The organism is SAR324 cluster bacterium, from assembly GCA_015232315.1.
In the GTDB taxonomy this organism is placed as follows: domain Bacteria; phylum SAR324; class SAR324; order SAR324; family NAC60-12; genus JADFZZ01.
Genome location: JADFZZ010000036.1, coordinates 21,907 through 39,862, shown reverse-complemented (window position 1 = coordinate 39,862; position 17,956 = coordinate 21,907). Strand labels below are relative to the sequence as shown.

The following is a 17,956-nucleotide window of genomic DNA, read 5'->3' as shown; positions in this document are numbered from 1 at the left end:
GTAACATGACTATCTGGAACCTCCTCAAAAGGTGCCCCCTTGCATTCTGCCATCACTATCAGAGAGTAATTCATGAGCCCCCTCAAACTCCGACACAAAGTGAATGGGGCGATTCTTGTTACATTTCTGTCTATCGCTGTCATTTTCAGCATCATTCAGCTTCCCTTCCAGCAACGGCGTTTCCAGACTGTGTTGAATAAAATCGAAGTGCTGTTGCAGACTGTGGTTGAACGGGATCAGGATCGTTTTGCCAATGAAATTTTTGAAGGACGCCTCAAAGCCGTCAAGTTGAGGGTTCAGGCGCTCCTCAAGGTTCCCGGAATCAAGACCATCTATGTTTATGATGCCCAGGGGAAATTGCTGGTTTACGAAGGACTCAATGCACTTTACGAAAATCTGAAACCCGCAGACATTCAGAAATTCACCACAGGACATTATCTGGAAATTGATAAATCAGGTGCTGAACCTCACCTGCATTATCTGCAGGACATCCGTGCCATTGGAGAGCGCATCGGTTTTATCCAGATCACCTATGCCCTGGGGGATGTGTCCTGGGAACAGCAATTATCGTTCATCCTGTTTGGCGCATTGCTCTGTTCAATTCTCCTCCTGATGCTGTTCCTGCTGAACATGATACTGCTTCGTACCATTATCCATCCCATTTCCTATCTTGATAAAACCATGAAATCAATGACTCCGGGAGAACTGGGCGTCAAAGTAATGGTTCGCAGTGATGATGAAATAGGGGAACTCAGCAGACATTTCAATCAGATGTCTGCTGAGTTGGCCAGTTCGTACTTTCAGATTGAACAGCAGAATAAAGAACTCAAACGACTGGATCAGCTCAAAGACGAGTTTCTGGCCAATACTTCCCACGAACTACGCACGCCACTGAACGGAATCATTGGACTGAGTGAATCCCTGCTGGATGGCATTGGCGGAGCCGTCACCCCGATTCAGTATCACAATCTTTCCATGATCATGCAGAGTGGCAAACGCCTTTCCCATCTGGTCAATGACATCCTTGATTTTTCCAGGATGAAGCAGAATGATCTGCAATTGCAACTCAAGACACTGGATATCAAAAGTGTACTGGATGTAGCACTTACCCTCTGTCAACCGATGACCTTAAACAAATCGCTGGAACTCGTGGACCAATTGCCGCACAATCTCCCACGGGTTTTAGCCGATGAAAATCGTTTGGAACAGATCCTGATGAATCTGCTCGGCAATGCTATCAAATTCACCACCACTGGTACGATCACAATCCACTCAAGAGTGGACGCGTCACACCTATGGATCTTTGTCACCGATACGGGAATAGGGATCCCCAAGTCCAAACTGGAAAGTATTTTTAAATCATTTGAGCAGGCCGATGGTTCCATTGCCCGAATTTTTGGCGGAAGTGGACTGGGGTTGACAATCAGTCGTCAACTGGTGGAACTCCATGGTGGTCAAATCAAGGTAGAAAGTCGAGAAGGCGAAGGCTCCACCTTTTCCTTCTCGCTGCCGATCACATCCCGACAGGAACTCGCGGAGCCCTCTGTTCTGATTGATGAGAAACACAACTATCTGGCTGAAATAACTCTACAGGAAGGTTCTCTGGAGGCACTCCCGGCAACATTGAATCCTTTGGAACAGCAGAAACCCTTGTCCAGCATCCTGGTGGTCGATGATGAACCTGTCAATCTTCAGGTAATTGTCAACCAACTGACAATGCAAAACTATCTGGTTTACACTGCAACCAGTGGTATGGAAGCCTTGGATCTTATTAAGAACACGCAACTGGATCTGATTCTGCTTGATGTGATGATGCCTCACATGAGTGGCTTTGAAGTTTGCCGTCGCATTCGTTCCCTCTATTCACCCAATGAATTACCCGTCATTTTCCTGACAGCAAAAAATCAGGTTCATGATCTGATAGAAGGATTCAACGCGGGAGCCAACGACTATATTTCCAAGCCCTTTGTCAAAAATGAACTGTTCGCTCGTGTCCAAATGCACATACGCCTTGCGGAAATGAGTATTGCAATGGTTGAAAAAGGCCGAATGGAAACTGAATTGAAAATGGCTTCAACCATGCAAAAACTACTCTATCCTCAAAAATTTCCAGTCATTCCCACTATGGATATTGATGGACTCATCCATCCAGCCACTGAAACCGGGGGTGACTGGTATGGCTTCATGACACTTCAGAATCACCTTTACATTCTGATTGGAGATGTCTCTGGACATGGCTCTCCGTCTGCACTGATCACAGCGATGGCCTATGGTGCCATCCGCCAATTCGAAGCAACAGCTCGACAAACCAATTCCCTGTACAAGCCGTCAGAACTCAATTGTCAACTCAACAGTATCATGCACAAAACGCTTCCTGATGATTATTTCATGACTTTTTTCATTGCCCGAATCGATCTGGAGACAGGCCTCATGACTTACTCTCATGCGGGACACCCATATCCTCAACTGGTTCGCCAGCAGAAACTCATGCCACTGCCACGTAACATGCCGGGTCCTTTCCTTGGAATAAATCCCCATATGGAATATTGCGATGAAACGCTACAACTTCAGGAAGATGACCTGCTGTTCTTTTTTACGGATGGTCTCATTGAAATTCACCAGAACGGCCATATTTTATTTGGTGAAACTGAATTACGGGATTGTTTGCTTGCCCATCAACAGATGCCACCAAAAGTCCTCATTGACACAATTTTTCAGAAAATCCTGTCGATTTGCTCCAAGGATCAGTTTAATGATGATATCACCATGATCGCCTGCAAAATTAAAACAGGCTTTCCCCTAATGGCACTTCCTTAAGCTGCTTTTTTTAATTCTTTAAACGGAACCACTGCCCTTCGTATTCAGGGTCCCCAAAACCGTGTACGATTCATGTACGATTCAACGGTGACCTGTGTACAATTCTGTATGACTGGGAAGTGTTTTGTTTTTTTAAGTTGAAAACCCGCTGGGCTTGATTTTGAGAGGTGGCCAGAGAGGGAATCGAACCTCCGACACGAGGATTTTCAGTCCTCTGCTCTACCGACTGAGCTATCTGGCCATTCATTGGGGATGATCTGAGAAGCGGAACCATATTTGAACCTCGGATAAGGTGCAAGTACTTTTTTCAAATACTTAATAAAAAAACAATGTTGACGTTTACGTAAAAAAGAGTTGACGTTTACGTAAACATTGTTTATTGAACTATTCATTAATTTTGAACACATCAAGGAGAACACATGGGGAACTCAGGCACATCCGCGGAAAGAACCTATACGATCACACAATTATCCCAGGAATTTGACATCACGACACGAACGATCCGGTTTTATGAAGAACAGGGACTGATCAATCCTGAACGCAACGGACAAACCCGGATTTATTCCGCCAAAGACCGGACCTGCATCAAGTTGATTTTAAGAGGAAAACGACTGGGATTGTCCCTGAAAGAAAGTCAAGAACTGATCAACATGTATGATCCGGAACATGGCAATGTGGTCCAGTTGCGTTCATTTCTGACCAAAATTGATGAACGCCAGAACATGCTACGGGAACAAATGCGGGATATTGAAATCATCATGGAAGAACTGGATGGTGCCAAAATCCGTTGTCAGAATGCCTTGGCCGCAACTTTATCTCAACAGCAAAAAATTGAAACCTTAACTGAAGGAGTCTCATGAAAGCCTACCCAAGCCTGAACTTTGATCTTGGCCAAGAAATCGACATGCTGCGTGATACTGTCACCGATTTCGCAAACCGGGAAATCGCGCCCCGTGCGGCAGAAATCGACCAGAAAAATGAATTCCCTCAGGATTTGTGGAAAAAACTGGGCAATCTGGGTGTCCTTGGTTTGACCGTCAAAGAAGAATATGGCGGTACGCAAATGGGCTATCTGGCCCATGCCATTGCTATGGAATGTATCAGTCGAGCGTCTGCCAGTATCGGGTTGAGCTATGGAGCACATTCCAACCTGTGTGTGAATCAGATTAACCGGAATGGAACCCACGAACAAAAATTGAAATACCTGCCCAAACTGGTGAGTGGCGAACATGTGGGGGCGTTGGCCATGAGCGAACCCAATGCCGGCTCAGATGTGGTGAGCATGACACTCCGGGCTGACAGGCAGGGCGATCGTTATATCCTCAACGGATCAAAAATGTGGATCACCAATGGACCTGAATCCAGTGTGTATGTGATTTACGCAAAAACCCAACCGGGTGCAGGCCCCAAAGGCATCACAGCCTTCATTGTGGAACGGAATTTCAAGGGATTTTCCCGTGGTGTTAAACTGGATAAACTGGGGATGCGCGGTTCCAATACCTGTGAACTGATTTTTGAAGATTGCGAAGTGCCCGCAGAAAATATTCTCGGACGTGAAAATGAGGGAGTTAAAGTTTTGATGAGCGGATTGGATTATGAACGGGTCATTCTTTCCGGCGGACCGGTTGGCATCATGCAGGCCTGCCTGGATGTGGTTGTTCCGTATGTCCATGAACGCAAACAGTTTGGCCAGTCCATTGGCGAATTCCAGCTCATTCAGGGAAAACTGGCCGATATGTATGTGACACTCAACGCCAGCCGAAGCTATCTCTATGCTGTCGCCAAATCCTGTGACCGTGGTGAAACCACTCGTAAGGATGCGGCCGGCGTTATTCTTTACACCGCTGAAAACGCGACACAAATGGCTTTGAACGCAATCCAGTGTCTCGGTGGAAACGGCTATATCAATGAATTTCCAACGGGCAGACTTCTCAGAGACGCGAAATTGTATGAAATCGGAGCCGGAACTTCTGAAATCCGCCGCATGCTGATCGGCCGTGAATTGTTCAAGGAATCGGTTTAACTCTACCAACAGATCATTATTTTCAGGAAAATCCATGCCTGTCATCCACAGTAAAATCAATACGAGAAGCCACGACTTTCAAGAAAATGCCAGAACCATGAATCAACTGGTTTCTGAGATGAAACAACTGGTGGAAACCATCAAACTCGGCGGGGGGGCCGGTTCCCGGAAGCGACATGTTGAACGTGGAAAACTGTTGCCTCGTGACCGGATCAAAACCTTGCTGGACCCCGGGGCGCCTTTTCTGGAAATCTCCCAGCTTGCGGCCTATCAGGTTTATGATGAAGCGATTCCCGCCGCCGGAGTGATTGCCGGAATCGGCACCGTTTGCGGGCAAGAGTGTATGATTGTCGCCAACGACGCAACAGTCAAAGGCGGCACGTACTATCCCCTGACCGTTAAAAAACATTTACGTGCGCAGAAGATCGCTGAAGAAAACCATCTCCCATGCGTTTATCTGGTGGATTCCGGTGGTGCCAATCTACCTCAGCAAGCAGAAGTATTTCCTGATCGTGACCATTTCGGACACATTTTTTTCAACCAGGCCAACATGTCTGCCAAGGGAATTGCCCAGATCGCTGTCGTGATGGGATCCTGCACTGCCGGTGGTGCTTATGTTCCAGCAATGGCGGATCAGAGCATTATCGTCAGAAATCAGGGAACCATTTTTCTGGCAGGACCTCCGCTGGTCAAGGCGGCAACCGGAGAAATCGTCACGGCTGAAGAACTCGGTGGTGCGGATGTGCATTCCAAAATTTCCGGAGTGACCGATTATTATGCCAACAATGATCATCATGCACTCCAGCTTGCGCGGCAATGCGTGTCTCGCCTGAATCATAAAAAACCTGTTTCTCTGGATATCACCCGACCCGTTGCACCGCTCTATGATCCTGCTGAAATTCACGGGATTGTTCCCACGGATTTGCGAAAACCTTACGACATCAGGGAAGTGATCGCACGAGTAGTGGATGGTTCTGAATTTGATGAATTCAAACAATATTATGGTCCAACCCTGGTCTGCGGATTCGCAAGAATCTGGGGTTATCCGGTGGGCATCATTGCCAATAATGGCATTCTGTTTTCCGAATCAGCGGTCAAGGGCGCTCATTTCATCGAATTATGCAGTCAGCGAAACATCCCGCTGGTGTTTTTACAGAATATTTCCGGATTCATGGTCGGACAAAAATATGAAGCCGGCGGCATCGCCAAGCATGGAGCCAAAATGGTCACCGCGGTTGCCACCACCAAAGTTCCCAAATTCACCCTCATTGTCGGCGGAAGTTTCGGTGCTGGAAATTATGGAATGTGCGGACGAGCTTATGATCCGCGATTATTGTTCATGTGGCCCAACAGCCGAATCTCGGTCATGGGCGGTGAACAGGCCGCCGGAGTGCTGGCCGAAGTAAAACGTGCCTCCGTAGAAAAAAGCGGCAAACCCTGGGACACAGAAACACAAAACACCTACAAACAGCAGATCATTGCGGAATATGACCAGCAGGGGCATCCGTATTATGCCAGCGCCAGACTTTGGGATGATGGAATCATTGATCCTGCGGAAACGCGGAAAGTGCTGGCCTTGTCTATTTCTGCATCGTTGAACGCACCGATTGAACCCACTCGATTCGGATTATTCAGGATGTAAATCAACTCAAAGAGATTGTCTTCAGGTATTGAGGGCTTGCCGCAGAGTCTCTGTGGCAAGGGATTGCAACATAAATCTTCATAAAAAATGCGACTATGTCTGAAACTGTTTTGTTAAATATCTCACAGGGTGTTGCCACCCTAACCCTCAATCGTCCGGAAATTCACAATGCGTTTGATGATCTGGTGATCCATCAGTTGATTCAGCATCTGGAATCTTTGGCAATCCGCAAGGAACTCCGGTTATTGGTTCTGGCCTCAGAAGGCAAAAGTTTTTCCGCAGGGGCTGATCTGAATTGGATGCGGCGCATGAAAGACCTGTCTCTGGAAGAAAACGCCCGGGATGCCTCCGCACTAGCCCGCTTGATGTCACTGCTCAATGGATTTCCGTTACCAACGATTGCCGTGGTTCAGGGCGCGGCCTTTGGCGGCGCGGTGGGACTGGTTGCCTGCTGTGACATTGCGCTCGCATCCTCAAAGGCTTCTTTCTCCCTGAGTGAAGTCAAGGTGGGACTTGTTCCGGCAACCATCAGCCCCTATGTGATTCAAGCCATCGGTTCAAGGGCCGCACGACGGCTGTTTTTGACGGGTGAGCGATTTTCCGCGCAGGAGGCTCTTAAATTGGGACTAGTGCATGAAGTGGTGGAACCTGATCAGCTTGGAACTCAACAAGAAGCGTTGATCCAGACACTGCTCAACAATGGCCCGGAAGCGTTAAAAACAGCCAAAAACATGATTTTTCAGGTAGCAAACCAACCAATCAATGATGAATTGATCGCCTACACCACCCAACTCATTGCCCAAATCCGGATTTCAGAAGAAGGACAGGAAGGCCTGTCAGCGTTTCTGGAAAAACGGTCGCCAAACTGGGTTCACTTGAATAGTGGGGAAAAATGAGGGGTGAGGACTATCGTTGCCTATCGAACATCAATGAAATCAGTGAATCTTTCAAATATTGAGAAACTCACATCTCATTTCTCACATCTCTCGTCTGAGTAGGAAACATGTTCAGAAAAATATTGATCGCGAATCGTGGTGAAATTGCCTGTAGAGTTATCCGGACAGCGAAACGAATGGGAATCCATTGTGTCGCGGTTTATTCTGAAGCGGATGCCAATGCGACTCATGTCAAAATGGCCGATGAAGCCTTGTATCTTGGGGGTTCGCCTGCCGGAGAAAGCTATCTGCGTGGAGAAAAAATTCTGGAAATTGCCAAAAACACTGGTGCCGAAGCAATTCATCCCGGCTATGGATTTTTATCGGAAAACGCTGATTTTGCCCGGCAATGCGAAGCTCAGGGGGTGGTGTTCATTGGTCCTCCCTCAGAAGCGATTGTCGCGATGGGTTCTAAAAGTATGGCCAAAGCCATCATGGAAAAAGCAGGTGTTCCGTTGGTACCCGGCTATCACGGTGACAACCAGGACCCCGAACATCTGGCCCGTGAAGCCGAAAAAACCGGCTATCCCGTATTGCTGAAAGCCGTTGCCGGTGGTGGCGGAAAAGGAATGCGCGTGGTGAAAAATCCCTCAGACTTTGTATCCTCACTCGAAGCGGCTCAACGTGAAGCCAAATCCAGTTTTGGCAACAGTGTCATGCTCCTTGAACGATATGTACAACAGCCCCGTCATGTGGAAATCCAGGTATTCACCGACACCCATGGCAATGGAGTTTATCTGTTTGAACGGGATTGCTCGGTGCAACGTCGTCATCAAAAAATCATTGAAGAAGCACCAGCACCGGGACTTGCATCGGAAACACGCAAAAAAATGGGTGAAACCGCTGTGGAAGCCGCTAAAGTGATTGGTTATGTCGGGGCTGGCACCGTAGAATTTCTGCTGGATGCCAATGGCGCATTCTATTTCATGGAAATGAACACACGGTTGCAGGTGGAACATCCTGTGACTGAAATGATCACTGGACAAGATCTGGTTGAATGGCAATTACGGGTTGCTTCAGGCGAACTTCTGCCGTTGAAGCAGGAACAACTCCAGATCAAAGGTCATGCCTTTGAAACCAGAATTTATGCGGAAGATCCTGAAAATCAGTTTTTGCCTTCCACGGGAACCCTGCATTATCTGCGACCACCGGAAACTTCACCCAATGTACGGATTGATACCGGGGTGACAGAAGGGGATGCGGTGACGGTGTATTACGACCCGATGATCGCCAAACTCATTGTCTGGGATCAAAATCGAAAACAGGCCCTGTCCCGCATGAGTCAGGCACTGGCGGATTATCATGTGGCAGGAGTCAAAACCAACATTGAGTTTTTACATCGGATCACGGAAAATGAGTCCTTCCGCAAAGGCGGAGTAGACACTCATTTCATCGAAAACAACCGGGAATTCCTGTTTACGGAATTGCCTGAACAAACCGAACGCGCCGCTGTGCTGGGTGCCTTGTTCGAAGTATTCAACCGACAACGGCGCAATGAACACCTGATCAATCCCCAGGACCAATGGTCCCCCTGGTTGAATATGGATGGGTGGCGTTTGAATGAACCCTCTGTTCATGAAATCCGGTTCAGAGATTCAAAAGGCAAGGAATTACTCATCTGTTTGCACGAACATGGAGCCGGACATTTTCTGGCAGAAATCGGCAGTCACTGGCATGAAATTTTTGGAAAACTGGAAAATGGAATACTTTCTGTCACCCTGAATAAACACAAATTTGATGTGTCTGTGGTCGCGTATCAACAGACCCTGACCATTTTCATGGAACATCAGCGCATTGTTCTGGAACAGGTCATGCCTGATCTGGGTGAAGGCAAGGATCATGGTCATGAAGGCAATCTGAACGCACCGATGAACGGAACTGTTATCAAGGTCATGGTGACCAAGGGAGACAAGGTGGAGAAAGATCAACCGCTGGTCATCATGGAAGCCATGAAAATGGAACACACCATTCGTGCGGTAGTTGACGGCGTGGTTCAGGAAATATTCTTTTCTCCCGGAGAACTGGTTCAGGAAGGCGTGGCATTGCTGGAAATTTCCAGAGGAGAAACCGCATGACCCATCCCTATCCCTCAACAGTAAAAATTGTGGATGTCGGCCCGCGAGACGGATTGCAGAATGAATCCATGCCTGTGCCGATCCCGATCAAACTGAAACTGATCGAATCCCTGGCTGACGCGGGAATTACGCATATTGAATCAGCCAGTTTTGTTTCGCCCAAATGGGTTCCCCAAATGGCGGATTCGGCTGAGGTGATGAAACGTATATTCCGGAAACCGGGCGTGACCTATTCCGCATTGGTTCCCAACCTGAAAGGACTGGAATCGGCCATTGAGTCGGGAACCACAGAAATCGCTGTTTTTGGTGCGGCCTCAGAAGCTTTTTCCCAAAAAAATATCAACTGTTCCATTGCGGAATCACTGAAACGGTTTGAACCCGTGATGGAACAGGCCCTGGTTCAGGGCATTAAAGTCCGGGGTTATGTTTCGTGTGTTTCGGGATGCCCCTATCAGGGAGAAACTCAGGTGGAAACCGTAACGCATGTTGCCAAAACGCTGTTTAACATGGGCTGTTATGAAATTTCACTGGGCGACACCATCGGCACCGGAACGCCTCTCAAAACCCAACACATGCTGGAACATCTGATACAGCAGATTCCGGTTTCGGCACTGGCAGTTCATTTCCATGATACTTACGGTCAGGCCCTGGCCAATATTTTTGCGGCTTTGCAAATGGGGATTTCTGTGATTGATTCTTCGGTTGCCGGTCTGGGCGGATGTCCCTATGCCCAAGGCGCTTCAGGCAATGTTGCCACCGAAGATGTGCTTTACATGCTCCGGGGTATGGGAATTCATACCGGAATTGATCTGGAAAAAATTGTAGCGATTGGACATGAAATCACCAGTTTTCTGGGATGCGGCATACGATCACGAGCCGGGAAGGCTCTTTATAACGGAGATTCACCATGAGCGATGAACGCCTGAATTACAAAGACCCTGATTTTATGAAAAATGCCCGACGCATGTTTGAGTCAGCGGCCTTTGTGCATGAGAATGGAATTGAACTGGTGGATTGCGGCCCCGGCTGGTGCGAAAGCCGGTTAACCGTCAAGTCCCATCATTTACAGCAGAATGGATTTTTACACGCGGGTTTGCAAGCCACCATCGCGGATCACACCGCCGGAGCCGCGGCATGCTCCCTGATTGGCTCGGATGAAGCCATTCTCAGCATTGAATTCAAACTCAACCTGCTCCGTCCCGGCATTGGCGAATCGGTACGCTGCCGTGGGGAAGTCATCAAACCAGGAAAAACAGTGATTGTCACCGAAGCCTGGGTTTATTCGATCCACAACGGACAGGAAAAACTTGTTTCCAAAATGACAGCCACCATGGCTGTTGTTGCCAGAATGTGATCACAGGAGATGAAATCATGGATATAAACATTTCAGTCGTCAAACAACTTACCGAAAATATTATCCAGTTAGTACAACCACTTCGTTTGATCCTTTTTGGTTCAGTGGTACGTGGAACAGCCACAGCCACAAGTGATATTGATATGTTGGTGGTGATGCCTGAAGGCACACATCGAAGGCATACCGCCCAATTTTTATATCGCCAGATTAAGGGACTGGAAATACCTTTTGACCTGATTGTGGCCACTCCATCAGACTTGGAAAAACACCATAATAATCCCGGATTAATGTATAAAACGATCCTTGAAGAAGGAGAAGAGGTCTATGTTCAATCAGGAATATAAGCCGGGAAGCCCTGAAGAGGTGATATGGAAGAGGTGACTGAAGAAGATTACAATAAAGCTATCGAATTAGCTCAAAAAGTATTGGATTGGGTTAAAAGAATAATTGAAGTGAAGCAAAACATAACATGATTTGATATAAAATATGATGAGAGAGGCGCAAATGGTTGAACCCTTATGGAAACCAACAGAGGAACAGATAAAGAATACCACTGTGACCCGGTTCACCTCCTGGGTGAATGAACAGTTCCACACAAATCTGTCAGGCTACAGCCAACTGCATGACTGGAGTGTGTCAAACCGTGAAACTTTCTGGTCGGCCCTGTGGGATTTCGGTGGAATCATTTCATCGGCCAAAGGGGATCAGGTTGTAGAAAATGATCATCTCATGCCCGGTGCTCGCTGGTTTCCAGAGGCTTCTCTCAATTTTGCTGAAAATCTGCTCCGCCGCAAGGATGAACACCCGGCCCTGATTTTTCGGGGCGAGAGCGGACTCCGTAAAACCATTACCTTTGCTGAATTAAACCGGAAAGTCGCGGGCTTGAGTGCCGCACTGAAAAAATCCGGCGTGGTCAAGGGCGACCGTGTTGCCGGGTTCATGCCCAATATGCTTGAAACAGTCATTGCCATGTTGGCAACAACCAGCCTTGGTGCCATCTGGTCCTCCTGCTCCCCGGATTTTGGCATCAACGGGGTGCTCGACCGTTTCGGACAAATCACGCCCAAAGTTTTGTTCACTGCCGATGGTTACATTTATGCCGGCAAACCACAGGACTCACTGGAAAGAATTTCCGGCATTCTGGAACAACTTCCGGGAGTTGAAAAACTGGTGGTTGTGCCGTATGTGAAGGAAGCACCGGATATTTCCCGCTTTCCCAGAGCTGTGCTGTTTGAAGATTTTCTGGATCAATCGACAGTTGAAATCCCGTTTGAACAACTGCCGTTTGATCATCCGCTGTATATCATGTATTCCTCCGGGACCACCGGTGTGCCCAAATGTATTGTGCATAGCGCTGGCGGAACCTTGATTCAGCATTTGAAAGAACTGATGCTACACACCAATCTCACTCCGCAAGACACCATTTTTTATTACACCACCTGCGGCTGGATGATGTGGAACTGGCTGGTGAGCAGTCTGGCAGTGGGAGCCACCGTGGTGCTGTTTGACGGATCACCGTTTCATCCGCAACCGCACAGTCTGTTTGACATTGTCGAACAGGAAAAAGTGACGGTGTTCGGCACCAGCGCCAAGTTCATCGCGGCCGCTGAAAAGGCCGCTGTCATACCAAGAAAAACCCATGATCTGACGCATCTCAAAGCCATTCTTTCCACAGGCTCACCCCTTGCTCCGGAAAGCTCGGTTTATGTGTATCGAGACGTCAAAGCCGATTTGTGCCTGTCCTCGATTTCCGGGGGTACCGATATTATTTCCTGTTTTGCGCTGGGAAATCCTGCCTTGCCCGTCTATGCCGGCGAATTGCAGTGTCTCGGACTCGGAATGGATGTGCGGGTGTTTGATGAAGCAGGAAATTCGATTCGTGAACAAAAAGGCGAACTGGTCTGTGTGAAACCGTTTCCCTCAATGCCGACCGGATTCTGGAATGATCCGGACCAGCAAAAATACAGAGCGGCCTATTTTGAAAAATTCGACAACATCTGGGCGCATGGTGATTATGCGGAAATCACACAGGGAAACGGCATGATCATTTATGGCAGATCCGACGCTGTGCTGAATCCGGGGGGCGTGCGGATCGGTACCGCCGAAATCTACCGCCAGGTCGAAAAAGTGGAACAGGTGCTGGAAAGTCTGGCCATCGGGCAAGACTGGAAAGGCGATGTGCGGGTCGTGCTGTTTGTGAAACTCAAACCCGGATTCCAGATGAATGACGCCCTGGAAAAAACGATCCGGCAAACCATCCGGGCCAACACCACGCCCCGGCACGTGCCGGCCAAAATTGTGCAGGTTGCTGACATTCCCCGCACCATCAGCGGCAAAATCGTGGAACTGGCGGTGCGGAATGTTGTTCACAATCTGCCCGTCAAGAACAAGGACGCACTGGCCAATCCCGAAGCACTGGAATATTTTCGGAATATTCCGTCGTTGCAGGAAGATTGATGATTAATAACTCAATTTTTACAGCAGTGATCGGGTTTTATCCCTGAGAGGCATGTTTCATATTACGTCTGACTATGTTGGAAACAGAACACAATAAACCAAACCTAAGCAGAAATATAGTTTTGTGGAATTTTCTGGATTCCGGGGCTTCGCCCGGAATGACACTGTGGAGTGATTGTCATGCCGGACTTGATCCGGCATCCATGGGAGCCAAAACTAACGTGTTCTGTCTGGGATTGGTTTAGTAACCGAGACCAATTTAAAAAGGGAATTAACGATGCCAACCATTTCAATGTTCTATGGCATTCTGATCAGGATGTTCTTTTACGATATGGATAAGCATAATGTACCCCATATTCATGCGGAATATCAGGGGCAAGTTGCAGTCTATTCTATTCTGGACGGAACGGTACTGGCTGGCACGCTTCCATCCAAGAAGCATAAACTGGTTGTGGCATGGATTGAAATACACCAAGAGGATTTAATGGCTGATTGGCAATTGGCCGTTAATGGAAAAAAACCTTTTCCCATTAGAGGACTAGACCAATGAATATTATAGAAATTATTCCAAAGGAAAATTACCTGCTCTACATCAAAACCGAAGATGGAACCACGGGTTTGTTTGACGTCAGTCCTTATCTGGATTCTGAAGCGTTTGCCCCACTAAAAGACAGAAGCGAATTCAAGCGAATTCACAATGGTAAATACTTTATCGAATGGGATTGTGGAGCGGATCTTTCCGCAGATACGGTCCAAACTCGATGGAAGCCTATAACCCGAAATGCTCAACAAGACGTTGCACCTGAATACCGGGATATAGAACCACTGGAGTAATATGGAAAAAATATATGATATTCAGGATTTTACAATCTCCTCTCAAAGCATTTCATTTAAAATTAAAAATGAACGGATTTCGATTCCATTAGAAAAAACCGGATCAAAGTTAATGATGTCTGCACAGGAAAATCAATTACAAATTTTTGAGATTGATGTCGATGGAATTGGAATTTACTGGCCTTTGATTGATGAAGACTTATCGATTTCCGGATTATTGAGAAGCGCTAACAGAGATGACCTGATTGTGAAAAAAATCGGCTCAATTTTTTCTGAGGAACTGGAGAGAAAAGCCAGTTAAACAAATTATGAATCATGCTTTTTTGCAAACATATCCCAAAGAGAGAAACCTATGACAGATTCCAGCCCAACACCATCCCTTCGGTTTGTCACTGCCACCAGTCTGTTTGACGGACATGACGCATCCATCAACATCATCCGCCGTATTCTTCAGGATCAAGGCGCTGAGGTGATTCATCTCGGACACAATCGGGGCGTGCAGGATATTGTCAATACCGCCATTCAGGAAGACGCACAGGGAATCGCGATCAGTTCCTATCAGGGCGGACACATGGAGTTTTTCAAATACATGGTGGATTTGCTCAAAGATCAGGGGGCATCGCACATCAAGGTGTTCGGCGGCGGTGGCGGTGTGATCATTCCCCGTGAAATCAAGGAATTGATGGAGTATGGCGTGGCCCGGATCTATTCGCCGGAAGATGGCCGACAACTTGGACTGGAAGGCATGATCGCGGACATGCTGTATCAAACCAGTCAAGCCAGAATTTTACAGGAAACCATGCCGGATGCGTCTCAATTGAATGCCAGTGATTTTTCCAGCTTGGCCCAAAGCATCACCTGGCTCGAAAATCATGTGGATCAACAGGAAGCCGTTAAATCCTTGCTGAGTTCCCTGCCCTTGTCCCGCAAAGTTCCTGTCATCGGCATCACTGGAACCGGCGGCGCCGGAAAATCATGTCTGACCGATGAAATAGTCCGCAGATTCCTCATGGAATTTCCTGAATATCGCATGGCTGTCATTTCGGTGGACCCCACCCGACGCAGGACTCATGGCGCTTTGTTGGGCGACAGATTGCGGATGAATGCCATTGAATCAAACCGGGTGTTCATGCGTTCCATGGCAACACGCCGTGCGCATTATGCAACCTCTGCCGCCCTGGAAGGCACCATCCATCTGACCCGAAAAGCCGGTTTTGACCTGATCCTTGTCGAAACTGCCGGAATTGGGCAGAGCGACACCGACATCATAGATCTGGTGGATTTGAGTGTGTATGTCATGACGCCTGAATTCGGTGCCGCCACTCAGCTTGAAAAGATCGACATGCTGGATTATGCCGACCTGATTGTACTCAATAAATTTGACAAACCCGGTGCGGATGACGCTCTCAAGGCGGTGCAGAAACAATATCAACGCAACCGGCATCTGTTTGAAACACCCAAAGAACAATTGCCGGTCTTCGGCACCATTGCCAGCCGCTTCAATGACGTTGGCACCAACTGGTTTTATCACAGCCTGATCCATCGTTTGATTGAAAAACAGCAATTGTCCTGGAAACGAAACTATGCCGCATCCTATGCCATTTCGTCCGGCAATGAAATGATTCCAGCATCCCGACGGGATTATCTGCGAAATATTGCGTTGACGGTGAGGGATTATAAGGAACAAACCGGAAAAGACGCTCAAACCGCCCGGGAATGTTATCAATTATACGGCACGCTGTCTCAGTTTGGCGCAGAACTTCCGGAACCCTTCCAGACTATTTCAGTCGATGGCGTGCCCTCAGAATTAAAAAGCATTGTCAAAAGATACAATGATTTGCTGAAACACCTTCCTGCGGATTTGCCCTCCCGATTCAGTAAATACCTGCTTCAGCGCCAGACTCTGCAAATGGATAAAACCAGTTATCAGGTCAGGGATAAAGTATTTCAGGTGGATAATTTCAGAACCAGTCTTGCCGGGACTCACATTCCCAAAGTGGCGGTTCCCTCCGTCAAGGATTGGGGAGATATTTATCAATGGATCAATCTGGAAAATTTTCCCGGAGAATTTCCTTACACAGCCGGAGTGTTTCCGTTCAAACGTGAAGGGGAAGATCCGACACGGATGTTTGCCGGTGAAGGCCTGGCAGAACGCACCAACCGCCGGTTTCACTTTCTTTCCAAAGGCCAGAAGGGGGTTCGTCTGAGTACAGCGTTCGATTCTGTGACTTTGTATGGATCGAACCCGGAAAATCGTCCGGATATTTTAGGAAAAGTCGGCAATTCCGGAGTTTCCATTCCAACCGTGGATGATGCCAAACGACTTTATTCGGGCTTTGACCTGTGTGACGCGTCCACGTCTGTTTCCATGACCATCAATGGTCCGGCGCCCATGGTGCTGGCGTTTTTTATGAATGCAGCGATTGATCAGCAGGTTGAACAGCATCTGCATCAGGAAGGACAGTTCGAACAGGCACGGCACAAGATTGAGGAACTTTATCATCAACGGGGATTCAAACCGCCCATGTATCGTGGAGATCTTCCTGATGGACACAATGGAACGGGCATTGGAACGCTTGGGGTTTCAGGACACCAGCTTGTTTCAAAAGACATCTATCACAACATCCGGGCCTCTGTGCTGCAAAACATTCGGGGAACCGTGCAGGCTGATATTCTCAAGGAAGATCAGGCACAGAATACCTGCATTTTTTCCACAACATTCGCCCTGAAAATGATGGGCGACATTCAGGAATATTTTATCAAAAACAAGGTGAACAATTTTTATTCGGTCAGCATTTCCGGATACCACATTGCGGAAGCCGGCGCCAATCCGATTTCGCAGGCGGCGTTCACCCTGGCGAATGGTTTTACGTTCATTGAATATTATCTGTCACGGGGCATGAGCATTGATCAGTTCGCACACAATTTGAGTTTCTTCTTCAGCAACGGCATGGATCCCGAATACAACGTGATTGGCCGGGTGGCACGGCGCATCTTCGCGTTGGCGCTTAAAAATCTATATCACGCCAACGAACGATCGCAAAAACTGAAATATCACATCCAGACTTCCGGACGGTCCCTGCATGCCCAGGAGATTGATTTCAATGACATACGCACCACCATTCAGGCGTTGTACGCGATCTATGACAATTGCAACTCCCTGCACACCAACGCGTATGATGAAGCCATCACCACGCCTACCGCGGAGTCAGTACGGCGAGCTTTGGCGATTCAATTGATCATCAACCGGGAATCCGGACTGGCCAAAAATGAAAATCCACTTCAAGGCAGTTTCATCATTGAAGAATTGACGCAACTGGTGGAAGAAGCGATCCTTTCTGAATTTGTACGGTTGTCTGATCGGGGCGGAGTTCTGGGCGCGATGGAAACCATGTATCAGCGCAACAAAATCCAGGAAGAGTCCATGTATTATGAACACCTCAAACATTCAGGCGAGTTTCCAATTATCGGGGTCAATACGTTCCTCAATCCGAATCCACAGGACTATGGCAATGATTTGGAACTGGCACGTTCCACTGCTGAGGAAAAAGAGTCACAACTTGTGTCGCTGGAACAGTTCCACAAATTTCATCAGCCTGAAGCTGAACGTGAACTCCAACGTCTGGGGGATGCCTGTGAGAAAAACCAGAATTTGTTTGAAGTTCTGATGGATGTCTCACAGGTGTGTTCCCTGGGGCAGATTTCACAGAAACTTTATCGTCATGGCGGACAATACCGTCGCAATATGTAATTGTCAGTCCTTCAGATCAACTCCAATAACCAATGGTGCTGCTGAATTTAAAAACAACTCATTGAGAG

14 protein-coding genes and 1 tRNA gene are annotated in these 17,956 nt (G+C 47.8%); 14 read left to right on the top strand and 1 reads right to left on the bottom strand.

Translation table 11 applies throughout. From position 1 onward, the window contains the following. Positions 1-72: 72 nt before the first annotated feature. Positions 73-2,817, top strand: coding sequence for a SpoIIE family protein phosphatase (locus HQM11_18025; protein MBF0352936.1), 2,745 nt, complete (start codon positions 73-75; stop codon positions 2,815-2,817). Between the two features lie 168 nt (positions 2,818-2,985). Here the strand turns inward: HQM11_18025 and HQM11_18020 are convergent. Then, positions 2,986-3,058 (bottom strand) — tRNA-Phe (locus HQM11_18020). 178 nt (positions 3,059-3,236) lie between these two features. Here HQM11_18020 and HQM11_18015 point away from each other — a divergent pair. From HQM11_18015 to HQM11_17955, 13 genes are all read left to right on the top strand, one after another. Next, positions 3,237-3,677, top strand: a complete 441-nt coding sequence (locus tag HQM11_18015; protein ID MBF0352935.1) for a MerR family DNA-binding transcriptional regulator — start codon at positions 3,237-3,239, stop codon at positions 3,675-3,677. Further along, the gene (locus HQM11_18010; protein MBF0352934.1) at positions 3,674-4,840 is read left to right on the top strand and encodes an isovaleryl-CoA dehydrogenase; all 1,167 of its coding nucleotides are present in this window, start codon (positions 3,674-3,676) and stop codon (positions 4,838-4,840) included. Before HQM11_18015 ends, HQM11_18010 begins: the two co-directional genes overlap by 4 nt. A gap of 34 nt (positions 4,841-4,874) precedes the next feature. After that, positions 4,875-6,482 (top strand): methylcrotonoyl-CoA carboxylase, encoded by a 1,608-nt coding sequence (locus HQM11_18005; GenBank protein MBF0352933.1) that lies wholly within the window; start codon positions 4,875-4,877, stop codon positions 6,480-6,482. A gap of 95 nt (positions 6,483-6,577) precedes the next feature. Beyond that, positions 6,578-7,378 (top strand): enoyl-CoA hydratase/isomerase family protein, encoded by an 801-nt coding sequence (locus HQM11_18000; protein MBF0352932.1) that lies wholly within the window; start codon positions 6,578-6,580, stop codon positions 7,376-7,378. A 107-nt stretch (positions 7,379-7,485) separates the two neighbouring features. Then, positions 7,486-9,492 carry an acetyl-CoA carboxylase biotin carboxylase subunit gene (gene accC, locus HQM11_17995; protein ID MBF0352931.1) on the top strand — a complete coding sequence of 669 codons (2,007 nt, stop codon included), beginning with the start codon at positions 7,486-7,488 and terminating at the stop codon, positions 9,490-9,492. Then, positions 9,489-10,403 (top strand): hydroxymethylglutaryl-CoA lyase, encoded by a 915-nt coding sequence (locus tag HQM11_17990; GenBank protein ID MBF0352930.1) that lies wholly within the window; start codon positions 9,489-9,491, stop codon positions 10,401-10,403. Before accC ends, HQM11_17990 begins: the two co-directional genes overlap by 4 nt. 35 nt (positions 10,404-10,438) lie before the next feature. Next, positions 10,439-10,846 (top strand): PaaI family thioesterase, encoded by a 408-nt coding sequence (locus HQM11_17985; protein ID MBF0352929.1) that lies wholly within the window; start codon positions 10,439-10,441, stop codon positions 10,844-10,846. A gap of 17 nt (positions 10,847-10,863) precedes the next feature. Next, complete coding sequence (locus HQM11_17980; GenBank protein MBF0352928.1) at positions 10,864-11,190, top strand: nucleotidyltransferase domain-containing protein; 327 nt, start codon at positions 10,864-10,866, stop codon at positions 11,188-11,190. Between the two features lie 160 nt (positions 11,191-11,350). Beyond that, positions 11,351-13,303 carry an acetoacetate--CoA ligase gene (locus tag HQM11_17975; GenBank protein ID MBF0352927.1) on the top strand — a complete coding sequence of 651 codons (1,953 nt, stop codon included), beginning with the start codon at positions 11,351-11,353 and terminating at the stop codon, positions 13,301-13,303. 277 nt (positions 13,304-13,580) lie between these two features. Continuing rightward, entirely contained in the window at positions 13,581-13,853 is a 273-nt protein-coding gene (locus HQM11_17970) for a DUF4160 domain-containing protein (GenBank protein ID MBF0352926.1), read from the top strand. Then, complete coding sequence (locus HQM11_17965; GenBank protein MBF0352925.1) at positions 13,850-14,137, top strand: DUF2442 domain-containing protein; 288 nt, start codon at positions 13,850-13,852, stop codon at positions 14,135-14,137. Before HQM11_17970 ends, HQM11_17965 begins: the two co-directional genes overlap by 4 nt. A gap of 1 nt (position 14,138) precedes the next feature. Beyond that, on the top strand, positions 14,139-14,438 hold the full coding sequence (locus HQM11_17960) for a DUF2442 domain-containing protein (protein ID MBF0352924.1): 300 nt from the start codon (positions 14,139-14,141) through the stop codon (positions 14,436-14,438). Positions 14,439-14,489: 51 nt separating this feature from the next. Continuing rightward, complete coding sequence (locus HQM11_17955; protein MBF0352923.1) at positions 14,490-17,888, top strand: methylmalonyl-CoA mutase family protein; 3,399 nt, start codon at positions 14,490-14,492, stop codon at positions 17,886-17,888. Positions 17,889-17,956: the final 68 nt, after the last annotated feature.

What these genes read in the sequence shown, in the direction of transcription:
- HQM11_18025 (MBF0352936.1), top strand. Translation starts at nt 73, where the DNA reads ATGAGCCCCCTCAAACTCCGACACAAAGTGAATGGGGCGATTCTTGTT.
- HQM11_18015 (MBF0352935.1), top strand. Translation starts at nt 3,237, where the DNA reads ATGGGGAACTCAGGCACATCCGCGGAAAGAACCTATACGATCACACAA.
- HQM11_18010 (MBF0352934.1), top strand. Translation starts at nt 3,674, where the DNA reads ATGAAAGCCTACCCAAGCCTGAACTTTGATCTTGGCCAAGAAATCGAC.
- HQM11_18005 (MBF0352933.1), top strand. Translation starts at nt 4,875, where the DNA reads ATGCCTGTCATCCACAGTAAAATCAATACGAGAAGCCACGACTTTCAA.
- HQM11_18000 (MBF0352932.1), top strand. Translation starts at nt 6,578, where the DNA reads ATGTCTGAAACTGTTTTGTTAAATATCTCACAGGGTGTTGCCACCCTA.
- accC (MBF0352931.1), top strand. Translation starts at nt 7,486, where the DNA reads ATGTTCAGAAAAATATTGATCGCGAATCGTGGTGAAATTGCCTGTAGA.
- HQM11_17990 (MBF0352930.1), top strand. Translation starts at nt 9,489, where the DNA reads ATGACCCATCCCTATCCCTCAACAGTAAAAATTGTGGATGTCGGCCCG.
- HQM11_17985 (MBF0352929.1), top strand. Translation starts at nt 10,439, where the DNA reads ATGAAAAATGCCCGACGCATGTTTGAGTCAGCGGCCTTTGTGCATGAG.
- HQM11_17980 (MBF0352928.1), top strand. Translation starts at nt 10,864, where the DNA reads ATGGATATAAACATTTCAGTCGTCAAACAACTTACCGAAAATATTATC.
- HQM11_17975 (MBF0352927.1), top strand. Translation starts at nt 11,351, where the DNA reads ATGGTTGAACCCTTATGGAAACCAACAGAGGAACAGATAAAGAATACC.
- HQM11_17970 (MBF0352926.1), top strand. Translation starts at nt 13,581, where the DNA reads ATGCCAACCATTTCAATGTTCTATGGCATTCTGATCAGGATGTTCTTT.
- HQM11_17965 (MBF0352925.1), top strand. Translation starts at nt 13,850, where the DNA reads ATGAATATTATAGAAATTATTCCAAAGGAAAATTACCTGCTCTACATC.
- HQM11_17960 (MBF0352924.1), top strand. Translation starts at nt 14,139, where the DNA reads ATGGAAAAAATATATGATATTCAGGATTTTACAATCTCCTCTCAAAGC.
- HQM11_17955 (MBF0352923.1), top strand. Translation starts at nt 14,490, where the DNA reads ATGACAGATTCCAGCCCAACACCATCCCTTCGGTTTGTCACTGCCACC.